This is a genomic window from Deefgea salmonis (assembly GCF_020531905.1).
In the GTDB taxonomy this organism is placed as follows: domain Bacteria; phylum Pseudomonadota; class Gammaproteobacteria; order Burkholderiales; family Chitinibacteraceae; genus Deefgea; species Deefgea salmonis.
In genome coordinates this window covers 87,985-101,218 of record NZ_JAJAWG010000005.1, presented here as the reverse complement: position 1 = coordinate 101,218, position 13,234 = coordinate 87,985, and the positions used below count along the sequence as shown (strand labels likewise).

Sequence of the window (13,234 nt, the reverse complement as noted above, 5' to 3'; positions counted from 1 at the left end):
GATCGCTGCCGATAGCAGGATAAGTCAGGGTATAATCAAGGCCATTCTTTCTTGCTTTGGGTCTACGCCATGATTCGCCGTTTTGATTCTACCTCGAACGATTTCCACGCCGAGCTCACCGCACTACTGGCTTTTGAAACGTCGCAAGACCCGCAAGTCGACCTTCGCGTTGCCGCCATTTTGGCCGATGTAAAACAGCGTGGCGACGCCGCAGTGATTGACTACACCAATCAGTTTGACGGCACAGCAGCACAATCGATGGCCGATTTGGAGCTAAGCCAAGAAGAACTCAAAGCCGCGTTTGAACGCCTGCCACAAGAGCAAGCCGCCGCATTACAAGCCGCTGCCGCGCGCGTGCGCAGCTTTCATGAAAAACAAAAAATGGCATCATGGTCGTATGAAGACGAAGACGGCACACTGCTCGGCCAGCAAGTGACCGCGCTCGATCGCGTGGGTATTTATGTTCCCGGCGGCAAAGCAACTTATCCATCTTCAGTTCTGATGAATGCCATTCCAGCCCACGTTGCTGGCGTTCAAGAAATCATCATGGTAGTGCCAACACCGCGTGGTGAGCGCAATGATATGGTGCTCGGTGCGGCGTATGTGGCCGGTGTGAGCCGTGCCTTTACCATTGGTGGCGCGCAAGCCGTTGGCGCATTGGCATTTGGCACGCAAACTGTGCCGCAAGTCGACAAAATCACCGGACCCGGCAATGCCTACGTGGCGGCCGCCAAACGCGCCGTATTTGGTATCGTTGGCATTGATATGGTGGCCGGCCCATCCGAAATTTTAGTGATTGCCGACGGCACAACGCCTGCCGATTGGGTGGCGATGGATTTGTTTAGCCAAGCCGAACACGATGAAATCGCGCAATCGATTCTGCTCTGTACCAACGCTGCTTACTTGGCCGAAGTTGAAGCCAGCATCGCTAAATTGCTACCAAACCAGCCGCGCAAAGACATTATCAGCGCATCACTGGCCAATCGCGGCGCGCTGATTTTGGTGAAAGACTTGGCTCAAGCCTGCGAAATCAGCAATTACATCGCACCAGAGCATTTGGAATTATCCGTCGCCGACCCTGATGCGCTATTGCCAAAAATCCGCCACGCAGGGGCGATTTTTATGGGGCAATTCACTTCAGAAAGCTTGGGCGATTATTGCGCAGGACCCAACCATGTGTTGCCAACCGCCCGCAGCGCGCGTTTTTCCAGCCCACTCGGGGTGTATGACTTCCAAAAGCGCTCGTCGATCATTAAAGTCTCTGCAGCTGGCGCCCAAAAACTCGGCAAAATCGCCAGCGTTTTGGCGCACGGTGAAGGGCTAACTGCGCATGCCAATGCCGCTGAACTGCGCTTTAAAGCCTAAAACAAACAGCCCCACAATCACGATTGCGGGGCTGTTGTATGGCAACTATAAAACAACAAGGTATTGCCATGTAAACCAATATAGGCATAGCCTACAATCATATACCCTAAATAAGCAATTCACTCAGACCGCTTAAATTGGGTGAAATATTCGGCACCATCGCCGCATTTAAATGCAGCAAAATAAAATTCACTCGACGCGCTAAATCATCGGCCAATTCAAACTGCCCCGTACTGCGGGCATAACGCTCAGCCTGTTCGCTTAAACGCATTTCTAAATGCCGTAAACCATCCGTTTTGGCAATCAACAAGCCACGCTGAATCATGGCCAGCGCCGATAAAGGCTGCCCTTTTTTCGCTATTAATTGCGCAGATAAAGCCAATAAATTGGCCTCAGCCCAATGATATGGCGTGCTAGCAACAATGGCTAAACCATCAGCAATCAAGCCTTCAGCAGTGATTAAATCCCCGGTTTCTAGTTTAATTTCAGCCAAGCGATATGAGCTTGTCGCCGCATAATGCGGTAAATTTTGCTGTAAACACTGATGTAAAGCGTCGCGTAATAATGCGGTCGCCGCCGCAATTTCACCGATTTTTTTTAAACTAACCGCCCAATTAATTTGAGCCTTCACCAATAAAAACACATCAGCATGGTCCGCCAATAGGCCATGGGCAAGACGCTGCATTTGCTCGGCCAAAACATAGTCACCACCAGCATCGCAAATCTGCCCCAAACCAATCAGCGCCAAGCTGCGCGTTTTTAAAAACGCGGCTTGTTTGCCACATAAAACAGCGCATTGCTGCCAATGTTCCAGCGCCTGGGGATAACACGCTTGCGAGTAATAGCAACGGCCGATTTGTTCGAGGATCTCTGGCATGCGCTGCGTTTGCTTAAATTCTTCGGCATACACCAGCGCCTCTGTTAAACAACGAATTGCTTGGTTTAAGTCGCCGAGCTGGTCTTCAATTTGTGAGAGCAATACCGCGCAATCAATCAAACAAGGCGCATCAAATACCGCTCTTGCTTCATCCAACAAAACCAGGCACTGCGAGCGCGCGCCAACCGGCTCAAGGAACATCGATTGCGCAACCGCCAACACCCGCTGTTGACGCATCACTTGCTCAGTTAATTGCAGCTCAATCACAGAATGGACTCACCTATTGTTTAGAACGAAAAATCAGATCGGCAGCACACGATATGACAATATCGTCATCAACAAATCCCCACTTCCCGGGTGATGAACGCATTGATGACTGACTTGCTATCGTCATCAATGGCCCAATACTTGAGCGCGCTCGAAAGATAAATGACATCAAAATAAAATATCGCGCCAGATTGAGTATTGCGTTTCAACCGTCGCTTTCCAACTATGAGAAAGAAAGCGCGTGGCATCAGTAACGATTCGGCGGATTCTGATAGAATAGTGCAACATCATTTTGGTCTGCGCATTTCTGCTCAATGCCCTTGTCCATTGCCAATCTCGAGAACAAATTCATGCGCCAAGTAACAGTTAGCCGCAATACCTTAGAAACTCAAATCACCATCACCCTCAATTTAGATGGCACTGGGATCAGCAAATTTGATACCGGCGTGCCTTTTTTTGAGCATATGCTCGACCAAGTCGCTCGCCACGGCCTATTTGACATCGAAATCAAAGCCGTTGGTGATTTGCATATTGACGCCCATCACACGGTTGAAGATGTTGGTATTACCTTGGGGCAAGCCTTTGCTCAAGCCGTTGGCGATAAAAAAGGCATTGTGCGCTACGGCCATAGCTATGTACCACTGGATGAAGCGCTCTCGCGCGTGGTCGTCGATTTATCGGGTCGCCCCTGTTTGGAATACGATTGCGAATACACTCGCGCAATGATTGGCGGTTTTGATGTCGATTTATTTGGTGAATTCTTCCGTGGTTTTGTCAACCATGCCGCAATCAGCTTACACATCGACAATCTCAAGGGCAAAAATGCCCATCACCAAGCTGAAACGATTTTCAAAGCACTGGGTCGCGCTTTGCGTATGGCCGTTGAGCACGACCCCCGCATGGCAGGCATCACGCCATCGACCAAGGGCACGCTAGTCGGCTAATTTGGCTAAAAACATTAACCACAGAGACACAGAGGCGCAGAGACAAACCAAGACGACCAATGAACACTCAATCGTTTTTGTTTTTCCACTACTCCCTCTGTGTCTCTGTGCCTCTGTGGTGAAATATTTAAAATGAAAATAGCAATCGTAGATTACGGCATGGGCAATTTGCATTCGGTGACCAAAGCATTGGAATTTGTCGCACAAGCCGATGCCGAAATCATCCTCACCGCCGACCCTGCTGTGGTGGCCAGTGCAGATAAAGTGGTCTTTCCTGGCCAAGGCGCCATGCCCGATTGTCTGCGCGAACTTGAGGCGAGCGGCTTAAAGCAAGCCGTACTGGATGCTGCGGCGAGCAAGCCTTTTTTAGGTATTTGCGTGGGTGCTCAGTTATTGTTTGAACATAGCGAAGAAGGCGATATGGATTGCCTTGGCGTATTTAAAGGCCAAGTCATTAAGTTCAAGCCCGAAAACATGCACGATGAGCAAGGCCAAAAACTCAAAGTGCCGCATATGGGCTGGAATGAAACATTCATTGTGCAAGATCATCCGCTATGGGCTGGCATTGCTGACAAAGAGCGCTTTTACTTCGTTCACAGCTATCATTTTGCACCGACCGAGCCGCACGACACCATCATTGAAACCGGCTACCCTAATCGCTTTGCTGTCGCCATCGCCAAAGACAATATCTTTGCAATCCAATGCCACCCCGAAAAAAGCCACACTGCGGGGCTGCAATTATTAAGAAATTTTGTGCATTGGGATGGTAAGCAATAAGCTAAGTTGATCTGCTGTTTTAAATCGCTTCGCTCAGTGCGGTTGGTTTTAACCTATACTGCTTACTTGGCTTTGACCTATTAACGACTCTTTTACTTTTACACGCTAACATCATGCTGATTATTCCTGCAATTGATTTAAAAGATGGCCAGTGCGTACGCCTGCGCCAAGGTGAAATGAACGATGCCACCGTATTTTCTGACGATCCAGCAAGCTTCGTCAGTCATTGGCTCGATCAAGGTGCGCGTCGGATGCATTTAGTCGATTTAAACGGTGCGTTTGCGGGTAAGCCAAAAAATTTGGCGGCAGTAAAAAAAATCCTCGCGGCAATCAATGGCGAAGTGCCAGTGCAATTGGGCGGCGGTATTCGCTCGCTGGAAACCATCGAAATGTATCTCGATGCCGGGATTGATTACGTCATTATTGGTACTGCCGCGATCAAACAACCGGGGTTTTTACACGAAGCGTGTGATGCTTTTCCGGGGCAAATCATCGTCGGTCTAGATGCCAAAGACGGCATGGTGGCCACCGATGGTTGGGCCAAAATCACCGATCACAATGTGATTGATCTGGCCAAACGCTTTGAAGGCTATGGCGTTGAAAGCATTATTTACACCGATATCGGCCGCGATGGCATGTTGTCTGGCGTGAATATCGAAGCCACGGTCAAATTAGCCCAAGCGTTAACCATCCCTGTGATTGCCTCTGGCGGCCTGACTAATTTGGACGATGTGCGTAAATTATGTGAAGTCGCTGATGAAGGCATTGAAGGCGTCATCACTGGCCGCGCCATTTATGAAGGCACCATCGATTTTGCCAAGGCACAAGATTTAGCGGATGAGCTTTCCGCCTAAATCATCAGCGAGGGCGCATGGAAAAACCAGACTGGTTCAATTGGGCAAGCGATGAGAGAAAAACGGGCGAATGGATACGCACGAATAATCCCGAATGGTTCGCCCAAATGTGCCAGATTTTGTTTGAACATGACCCGATGACAATTTCGCTGATTAGCGAGCCGGAAGGTTACGCCCCAGAAGTCGGCAGTATTCTGCGCAGTCTACCGCAGTGCTTGAACGTCGATGACGTTCAACAACTTCTTTTTAATGTTTTCACCCAATGGTTTACGCCAGAATTTGCTGGCAGCCGCAGCCAATACGCTGAAGCGGCCGCTGCCATTTGGGAAAACTGGAAACAGCAACAACTCGATTAATCTGCGGTGCCTCACCGCACGGAAATAAAATGCCTTTAGCCAAACGTATTATTCCCTGCCTTGATGTCACCGCTGGCCGTGTCGTCAAAGGTGTCAACTTCCTCGAACTACGTGATGCCGGAGACCCTGTCGAAATTGCGCGCCGTTATGACGCACAAGGCGCAGACGAGCTGACCTTTCTCGACATTACCGCCTCGAGCGATAACCGCGATTTAATTTTGCATGTGATTGAAGCGGTCGCTTCACAAGTTTTTATTCCGCTCACCGTTGGCGGTGGCGTTCGCGTACCTGACGACGTGCGTCGTTTACTTAACGCCGGCGCCGATAAAGTCAGCATCAATACCACCGCGGTGACCAATCCCGAAGTGGTCGAACAAGCTGCGAGTCGTTTTGGTAGCCAAGCCATTGTGGTGGCCATTGATGCTAAAGCCACCGATGCCACCAATAGCCGTTGGGAAGTCTTTACCCACGGCGGCCGCCGCGCAACTGGGCTTGATGCGGTGGAATGGGCGCTGAAAATGCAGCAGCTTGGCGCAGGTGAAATTTTACTCACCAGCATGGATAGAGATGGCACCAAGATCGGTTTTAATCTGCCACTGACGCGCGCCGTATCCGATGCAGTCAATATTCCGGTCATCGCCTCAGGTGGCGTGGGTAATTTGCAGCATTTGGTCGATGGCGTAAAGCAAGGCCATGCCGATGCCGTGTTGGCGGCGAGCATCTTCCATTTTGGCGAGTATTCAGTCCGAGACGCTAAGCTGGCGATGCAGGCTGCGGGCATTGAGGTGCGTTTATGAGCCACCCACTTTGGCTGGATGAAATCCAGTGGGATGACAAAGGTCTAGTGCCAGTCATCGCCCAAGATGAAACATCTGGACGCATCATGATGTTTGCATATGCCAATAGAGAGGCCGTTGCGCTTACTGCTGAGCGACATACCGCCCATTATTGGACTCGATCACGACAAAAGTTATGGCACAAAGGCGAAGAATCCGGGCATTTTCAACACGTATCCGCCATTGAGCTCGATTGCGATGGCGATGTCTTAATTTATAAAATTCGCCAAGAAGGCGGCATTGCCTGCCATACCGGCCGAGAAAGCTGCTTTTTCCGCACTTTGCAAAATGGCCAATGGATTGTTTCCGAAGCGGTTTTAAAAGATCCAAAGTCGATTTATGGTGCGAATCATCAACATTAAAAAATCTCACACCGTTACAATTGCCACGAACTTGTAACGTAAGCGCAATATAATCCCTCATGTTTGCTGTTTGGAGCTCGCTATGGTTTCCGCTGAAATTCTTGAACGTTTATCGACTACGCTGGCTGAGCGTCGTTTAGCCGATCCAACTTCGTCTTACGTTGCCAAGCTGTATCACAAAGGCACCGATGAAATTCTCAAGAAAATCGGCGAAGAAGCAGTCGAAACCATTATGGCGGCCAAAGATGGCGACAAACTGCATTTGGTGCGAGAAGTGGCTGATTTATGGTTTCACACTATGGTTTTGCTGGCGCATCAAGGCTTAAGCCATGAAGATGTACTGGCCGAATTAGCTAGACGTGAAGGCATATCGGGGATTGATGAAAAAGCGGCACGCAAATAAGTCCTCGTGCAAGCGTTAGATCACAAAACCGCGATGCACGAAAACTTTTGCTGATCTACTTAGGTCTAATGGGAAGCGCAATGAGCGATTGTTTATTTTGTAAGATTGTTGACAAACAGATTCCTGCGAAAATCATTTTTGAAGACGATGATGTCATCGCCTTCAACGATATTCGCCCAGCAGCCCCAGTGCATTTTTTAGTCATTCCCAAGCGGCATATTGACTCTTTGCTTGCTTGTACCGAGCAAGATCAAGTGTTATTGGGTCAACTTTTGGCACGAGTACCGCAAATCGCGCGTGAGCAAGGCCTACAAGCGGGCTTTAAAACGGCGATCAATACCGGTGAAGCAGGTGGGCAAGAAGTGTATCACTTGCATTTACATGTCTTGGGTACCCCAGAAGAGTCATAGACGCTCAGACGCAGATTAATTACCCTGCATCAATCTATCCACTTGTATTAATACAGAAATTTAGCATTTATCGGCGATCAATCGCCCTCTACTTATCGAGGCATATCATGGGTTCATTTAGTATTTGGCATTGGTTAGTGGTACTGGTCATTATCATCTTGGTTTTTGGCACCAAAAAACTCGGCTCTGTCGGCAAAGATTTGGGTTCCGCCGTCAAAGGCTTTAAAGACGGCTTAAAAGAAGGCGAACAAGCTGAAGTGGATGCCAAAAAACCAGCAGAAAAAGAAGTCGGTCGTGTCATTGATAACGACAAACCTTAAGCGTGCTTAGCACTCAGGTTTTCGCTCTTTTTATTCACTCTGCTTTTTTCTGGTAACGCCTGTGTTTGACATGAGTTTTGGTGAGTTATTAGTCATTAGTGCCGTCACTTTGATCGTGGTGGGGCCTGAACGCATGCCTAAAGTTGCAAGAACGGCCGGCATGCTGCTTGGCCGCTTGCAGCGCTTTATCGCCAATGTAAAATCTGAAATCCACCAAGAAATGCAAATGGGTGAGCTGGCCAAGCTAGAGGCTCAATTGCGCGAAGGGACCGATGATTTACGCAATTCAATTCATCAGCCCTTTGCCGATGCTGCCGCCATGCTAGCCGAAGGCGCGCAAATGCCGCCAACGGGCAGTGACGAGGACAGCCCCCCCATCCATACGCCTGAGCAAGCCATCGAAACACCGCCAGCATTCCCCAATAGCGCCTATCGCGATCGGCGCTAAGCGCGATGAATGACGCATCGTTCATCGCCTTGCTGCTGTGAATTAGACCCACCCCTTGCCGATAGCGAACAAGACATGATCGATAATCTACAGCCTTTATTTAGCCATTTATTAGAGTTACGCACCCGCTTAGTTCGCGGCGTGCTGGTTTTTTTACTTGGCTTTATCGTTGCCTTTGCTTTTTCGGCGCAACTTTACGATTTACTCGTCGCCCCCTTAGCGGCGGTACTCCCCGGCCAAAAGCTGGTCACGATTGGCATTGCCTCGCCATTTATGGTGCAGGTTAAAATCGCCGCCTTAGTCGCATTTGTCATTACCTTGCCGCACACTTTATTTCAAGTCTGGGCTTTTGTTGCGCCCGGCCTTTACCAGCACGAAAAAAAGCTGATTATTCCTTTGATTATCGCCTCCAGCTTATTGTTTGTTCTGGGTATGTCTTTTGCTTATTTTCTGGTATTTGGCGTCGTCTTTAAGTTTATCGTCTCGGTTGTGCCCGCGAGCATGCAATGGCTACCGGATTCAGGTGAATATCTAGATTTTGCCATTGGTATGTTTTTGGCTTTTGGCGTGACTTTTGAAGTACCGATTGCAGTGATTGTATTGGTCAAAATGGGCGTGGTCTCCATCGCAAAATTGCGTGAAATCCGCTCTTATGTCATTGTCGGCGCCTTTGTCATTGCTGCAATCGTCACCCCGCCCGATGTGGTATCGCAATTGATGCTCGCGATTCCGCTGTGTTTGCTCTATGAGCTGGGCGTGTTTATTGCCGCGATGTTATTTCGCCCCAAAGCGGTCGTAGCCGTTTGATTTTTCTCTGAGTTGATTATGCCGATCCAACTGCGCCTATTGCAGACCCTGTTATTTTTATTTGCCGCTGTGCCGTGTGGGATTCCTTTTCGCTGGAATCCCAATCCTGTTTTCCCTTCTGAGTTAGCCGCCTTTGTGTTATGCGTATTGATTACGCTCACATGTGCTTTTATTCCGAGTGATCACAAAGAAAAAATCAATCCACCGTGGACTAGTCTCTTTTGGCTGGCTTTTGCCAGTTTCATTGGGGTGCAAGCGGCCATTATTCAGCCGTATTACGCCACCGAGGTCGTTTATCCGCTGGTTTATGCGCTGGGCGCTGGCATGTTGGCGTGGTCTTTATCACGCGCCATGGCGGTGTATGGGCAAAAAGACATCGTCACCATGTTTGCTTGGGGTTTACTCGCAGGTGCGATTTTTAATTCTGGCCTGGCCGTCCCACAAATCATGCAATTGGTGCAAGAAGGCCCACGGCTAATTTTTGGCAATATCGGCCAAAAAAATATGTACGGGCATTACCTTGCTTGGGGCCTTGCGAGCGCGGCGTATTTAGTCACGCAAAAAAACGAGCTGCCCAAATGGATGTTTTGGATTGTTGCACCGTGGTTGGCGTTGTCGTTGGCATTTTGTGGCTCACGTTCGCCATTTTTGTACGCTATTGCATGGCTACCGGCGGGTTTATTCTTATGGTGGCGCGGTGGCGAAATCGTTCGCCAATTTGGTAAAGCACTGAGTATTGCTGCTGTTTTAATCATTGTGATGCAGTTTTTAGCGCCGCTAGTGAATGAATTACTGCAAGCACTGCTCAAAGCCAAAAATGAAGTGCCAACGGGCTTGGATCGTATTGATTCTAATGGCTCACGCCGCTTGGTGGAATGGGAAAAAGCTGGGTTAGCCTTTTTACAGCATCCATGGCTTGGCCTGGGTTGGGGCGCTTATGGTGCGCAAAGTATTGCGCTGCAAGTTCGGCCTGAATTTGCCATCGTCTCTGAGAGTGTTTTATTTACCCACGCGCATAATTCAGTACTGAATTTACTCGCTGAAACCGGCATTTTTGGTACTGCGATCATCGTCGCGGGGATTACTTGGGCGTTTGCTAATTTATGGCGCAACTGGAATCAACCGGTAGTCGTGTTTGGCGCTTCACTGGCCATTGTGTCGATTTTGCATAGCTTGGTGGAATATCCTCTGTGGTATTTCCACTTTTTAGGCCCCTTTGCCGTCGCCCTGCTCTTTTTGCGCAGCGATGGACCACAATGCCAAGTGCCAGCGATCGCAACGCGAATCAGCTGGACCATCTGGGCGGCAATGGCCTTGACGATTTCAGTGCTCGGCGCGCAGCTGTATCTCAAAATTTACCCGATTATGGATCCAGCCAAAGACGAAAAAATCAACGCGGCGCGAATTCAAACTTTAGAAGGGATGCGTAGCAATCCGTTAATCGACTTTTATGCTGACTTTGGTTTGTCCAATTACATCGTCGCCAGCCAGAGCGAGATGCCTTGGAAGCTCGGCATCTTACGTAATATCAATGCAATTCGCCCTTATCCAGGGCAAATGACCGATCAAGCGGTGATGGAAGCACTCAGTGGTAATCAAGCCCTCGCCCAGCAGCTGATGCGCCAAGCGGCTTTTGCTTACCCAGAAAGCTATGATTATTTCTACGAGACGTTGTTTAAATTTAATGAGCCGGCCGTGCGCGCCTTAGTGAAAGAAGTCGATGCAGGACGCGAGTTTTTTAACCACAACCTCGACTTCAAATTAAAGCGCCCCTTGCCCCCCGAAGACGAAATGCTGAACTAAATGAGTGAAGTCCAAGGCAGATCGCTAGATCTGCCTTTTTTCTAACTAAGCGCAGATCGCTAGATCTGCCCTTTTTATGACTGGCTGCAGATCACAAGATCCGCTTTTTTATGGTGATCCGCAGTGCAATCTGTTGTCTTTTCAGTCTTCACCGCCCGCCTTGCTGTTTATTTCATCAACGCCCCACATCCTTACGGCATAATTTACTGCAATAGCGCATCGACGCTAGGCCGTAACTTAAATCATGGATGAGACAATGTTGATCACCACCATCGCGCTATTGGCATTTATTTTGCTACTGGCCTCTATCGCCTTACGCGGCGTTTATGAATTTGGCCTATCTCTTGGCGACAACGCTGACGAGCACATGGCTTTATTTGCGCCGCGCCCCTTTGCTTTAAGCACCTCTCAACAACGCCATCCAATTTACGCCATTGTGTTACTGGTGCTCGGTGCGCGCTTAGCGACTTGGCTGCTGGCTTGGCTATTGTTTATCTTTCGAGAAAATCAGGTGGTTGGCTTTTTTGACAGCCTCAAAACCATTTGGTGGCGCTGGGATGCGGTGCATTATCTGAATATTGCGGCGCATGGCTATGTCACCGACGCGATGCCAGAAAAGCTCAATCTGGTGTTTTATCCACTCTACCCAGCCTTGGTCGCGCTGATTGGGCTCAGTGGCATACCATTGTTTGCGGCCAGCTTAATTGCGTCATTAGCCGCCTTTTGTGCCGCCACCATCGTGCTCTATCGTTTAGTCGAGCGCGAAAGCCAAAATCCACAGCTGGCTTGGGATTGCTGCAAAATCTTAGTGATTTTCCCGTTCTCGTTCTTTTTTGCCATGCCGTATACCGAGAGCTTATTTTTACTGCTCACCTTGCTGTCATTTTGGTATTTACGTGGAGGGTATTGGCTTCTGGCCGGCTTATTTGCTGCGCTAGCGGGCTTTACCCGCAATCAAGGAATTTTATTGTTGATTCCATTTGCCGTTGAAATCCTATTGCGCTGGCGCAATGGCGAGCTCAACCGCCCTTGGCGCGCACTACTAGGGCTGGCGTTGGTGCCGTTGGGTTTATTGGCTTATTTAGCCATCAACCACGTTGTGACCGGCAATTGGCTGCAGTTTTTAATTTATCAACGGCAAAATTGGTCACAAAGCTTTGGCTTTATGCCCAGCAATGTTGCCAACGCCTTTAGCAACCTGCTGCAAGGCGATTTAAACCTCGCGCTAGGCACTTGGCTGCCCACCGTGCTGTGTTACTTTGCTGCGATTGCCCTGCTGCTCACCTGTGGCCGGCAACTGCCACTGCCGTATTTAGCCTACTCGGCGGTGTATTTATGGGTATCGTATTCGCCAAGCTGGTTACTATCGGGCCCACGCTATTTGATGAGCTTATTTCCGCTAGTGATTGCCACCGGCATGTTGATGCAAAAAAATCGTTATTGGCATCAAGCCATCGAGCTCATCATGCTCTTCGGGCTGGGATTTTTCTTACTGATGTATATCCATTATCAAGTGTATTGATCAGGGCTAGCGAGCTATACCCTGCCAAGATACTAAATCGCCACCGCATCAATAAAAAATTCTCGATTGCCATCACCACCGGCAATCGGACTGGCGAAATAATTGAGCACGCGAAATTGATTCTCCGTTGCGGCGAGGCAAATTTTGCTTTCAACTTGTGGATACAGGCTGTCATCGCGAACGATGCCACCTTTACCCAAGGCCTGTGGGCCTAATTCAAATTGCGGCTTTACCAAAAACAATAATCGACCACCCACCGGTAACACTGAGCGCAATGCCGGCAACACCAAGCTCAGCGAGATAAACGACACATCCCCCACCACTAAATCCAGCGGCGCATCAAGCGCAGAGGCAATCATGGCTAAATTTAAATGCCGCGCATTGACGCCTTCAAACTGCGTCACTCGTTCATCAGCGGCCAAGCGCGGATGCAATTGATCATGCCCCACCTCAATGCCCACCACGCGCCGCGCACCGGACTGCAATAAGCAATCAGTAAAGCCGCCAGTCGAAATGCCGACATCCAGCGCCAAACAGCCGCTGACCTCCAAGCCTGCCGTGGCCAAAGCGCCCGCCAATTTAAGCCCGCCGCGTGATACATAGCGATCCAACTCATCCGGCGTTACGCTGATTTCAGACGCGGGAGAGACCTTGCTCGCCACCTTATGAATCTGCTGACCATCAACCCACACTCGTCCAGCCAAAATCATCGTTTGCGCCGCAGTGCGCGACGTGGCCAAACCCAATTCAAGCAGCCATAAATCAGCACGCATATTGCTTCCAAAAAAAAGATCCGCAGCGCGCCGATTAACGAAGCCACAACGGATGCACTACCAATCAAAACGCCCTCTAAAAAGAGGGCGATCAGCCAACAAACGCAGCG

General features: G+C 49.5%; 16 protein-coding genes. 14 read left to right on the top strand and 2 right to left on the bottom strand.

What is annotated here, in order from left to right:
* The first annotated feature begins 69 nt into the window (after nt 1–69).
* Entirely contained in the window at nt 70–1,365 is a 1,296-nt protein-coding gene (hisD, locus tag LG219_RS09645) for a histidinol dehydrogenase (protein ID WP_250647270.1), read from the top strand.
* Between the two features lie 106 nt (nt 1,366–1,471).
* On the opposite strand, the gene LG219_RS09640 is transcribed toward hisD, so the two are convergent.
* Nucleotides 1,472–2,509, bottom strand: coding sequence for a tetratricopeptide repeat protein (locus LG219_RS09640; RefSeq protein ID WP_226764277.1), 1,038 nt, complete (start codon nt 2,507–2,509; stop codon nt 1,472–1,474).
* A gap of 350 nt (nt 2,510–2,859) precedes the next feature.
* On the opposite strand from LG219_RS09640, the gene hisB reads away from it, so the two are divergent.
* The 13 genes from hisB (at nt 2,860) to LG219_RS09575 (ending at nt 12,351) form a co-directional block, all read left to right on the top strand.
* Nucleotides 2,860–3,453, top strand: a complete 594-nt coding sequence (gene hisB / locus LG219_RS09635) for an imidazoleglycerol-phosphate dehydratase HisB (protein WP_173532543.1) — start codon at nt 2,860–2,862, stop codon at nt 3,451–3,453.
* Nucleotides 3,454–3,585: 132 nt separating this feature from the next.
* Entirely contained in the window at nt 3,586–4,230 is a 645-nt protein-coding gene (gene hisH, locus LG219_RS09630) for an imidazole glycerol phosphate synthase subunit HisH (protein ID WP_226764276.1), read from the top strand.
* 113 nt (nt 4,231–4,343) lie between these two features.
* On the top strand, nt 4,344–5,084 hold the full coding sequence (gene hisA, locus LG219_RS09625) for a 1-(5-phosphoribosyl)-5-[(5-phosphoribosylamino)methylideneamino]imidazole-4-carboxamide isomerase (protein ID WP_226764275.1): 741 nt from the start codon (nt 4,344–4,346) through the stop codon (nt 5,082–5,084).
* Nucleotides 5,085–5,101: 17 nt separating this feature from the next.
* Complete coding sequence (locus LG219_RS09620) at nt 5,102–5,440, top strand: hypothetical protein (RefSeq protein ID WP_226764274.1); 339 nt, start codon at nt 5,102–5,104, stop codon at nt 5,438–5,440.
* Nucleotides 5,441–5,469: 29 nt separating this feature from the next.
* On the top strand, nt 5,470–6,237 hold the full coding sequence (hisF, locus tag LG219_RS09615) for an imidazole glycerol phosphate synthase subunit HisF (RefSeq protein ID WP_173532547.1): 768 nt from the start codon (nt 5,470–5,472) through the stop codon (nt 6,235–6,237).
* Entirely contained in the window at nt 6,234–6,638 is a 405-nt protein-coding gene (gene hisI, locus LG219_RS09610; RefSeq protein WP_226764273.1) for a phosphoribosyl-AMP cyclohydrolase, read from the top strand. Before hisF ends, hisI begins: the two co-directional genes overlap by 4 nt.
* A gap of 82 nt (nt 6,639–6,720) precedes the next feature.
* Nucleotides 6,721–7,041 carry a phosphoribosyl-ATP diphosphatase gene (locus tag LG219_RS09605; RefSeq protein WP_173532549.1) on the top strand — a complete coding sequence of 107 codons (321 nt, stop codon included), beginning with the start codon at nt 6,721–6,723 and terminating at the stop codon, nt 7,039–7,041.
* A gap of 80 nt (nt 7,042–7,121) precedes the next feature.
* Nucleotides 7,122–7,451, top strand: coding sequence for a histidine triad nucleotide-binding protein (locus LG219_RS09600; RefSeq protein WP_226764272.1), 330 nt, complete (start codon nt 7,122–7,124; stop codon nt 7,449–7,451).
* A gap of 107 nt (nt 7,452–7,558) precedes the next feature.
* On the top strand, nt 7,559–7,771 hold the full coding sequence (gene tatA, locus LG219_RS09595; RefSeq protein WP_226764271.1) for a Sec-independent protein translocase subunit TatA: 213 nt from the start codon (nt 7,559–7,561) through the stop codon (nt 7,769–7,771).
* A gap of 70 nt (nt 7,772–7,841) precedes the next feature.
* Nucleotides 7,842–8,219: a Sec-independent protein translocase subunit TatA/TatB gene (locus LG219_RS09590; protein WP_226764367.1), complete on the top strand. Its 378-nt coding sequence runs from the start codon at nt 7,842–7,844 to the stop codon at nt 8,217–8,219.
* A gap of 9 nt (nt 8,220–8,228) precedes the next feature.
* On the top strand, nt 8,229–9,026 hold the full coding sequence (gene tatC / locus LG219_RS09585; protein WP_308444082.1) for a twin-arginine translocase subunit TatC: 798 nt from the start codon (nt 8,229–8,231) through the stop codon (nt 9,024–9,026).
* A gap of 18 nt (nt 9,027–9,044) precedes the next feature.
* Nucleotides 9,045–10,829 (top strand): PglL family O-oligosaccharyltransferase, encoded by a 1,785-nt coding sequence (locus LG219_RS09580; protein ID WP_226764270.1) that lies wholly within the window; start codon nt 9,045–9,047, stop codon nt 10,827–10,829.
* Nucleotides 10,830–11,085: 256 nt separating this feature from the next.
* The gene (locus LG219_RS09575; protein ID WP_226764269.1) at nt 11,086–12,351 is read left to right on the top strand and encodes a mannosyltransferase family protein; all 1,266 of its coding nucleotides are present in this window, start codon (nt 11,086–11,088) and stop codon (nt 12,349–12,351) included.
* Between the two features lie 32 nt (nt 12,352–12,383).
* On the opposite strand, the gene LG219_RS09570 is transcribed toward LG219_RS09575, so the two are convergent.
* Entirely contained in the window at nt 12,384–13,124 is a 741-nt protein-coding gene (locus LG219_RS09570) for a TlyA family RNA methyltransferase (RefSeq protein WP_226764268.1), read from the bottom strand.
* Nucleotides 13,125–13,234 lie beyond the last annotated feature (110 nt).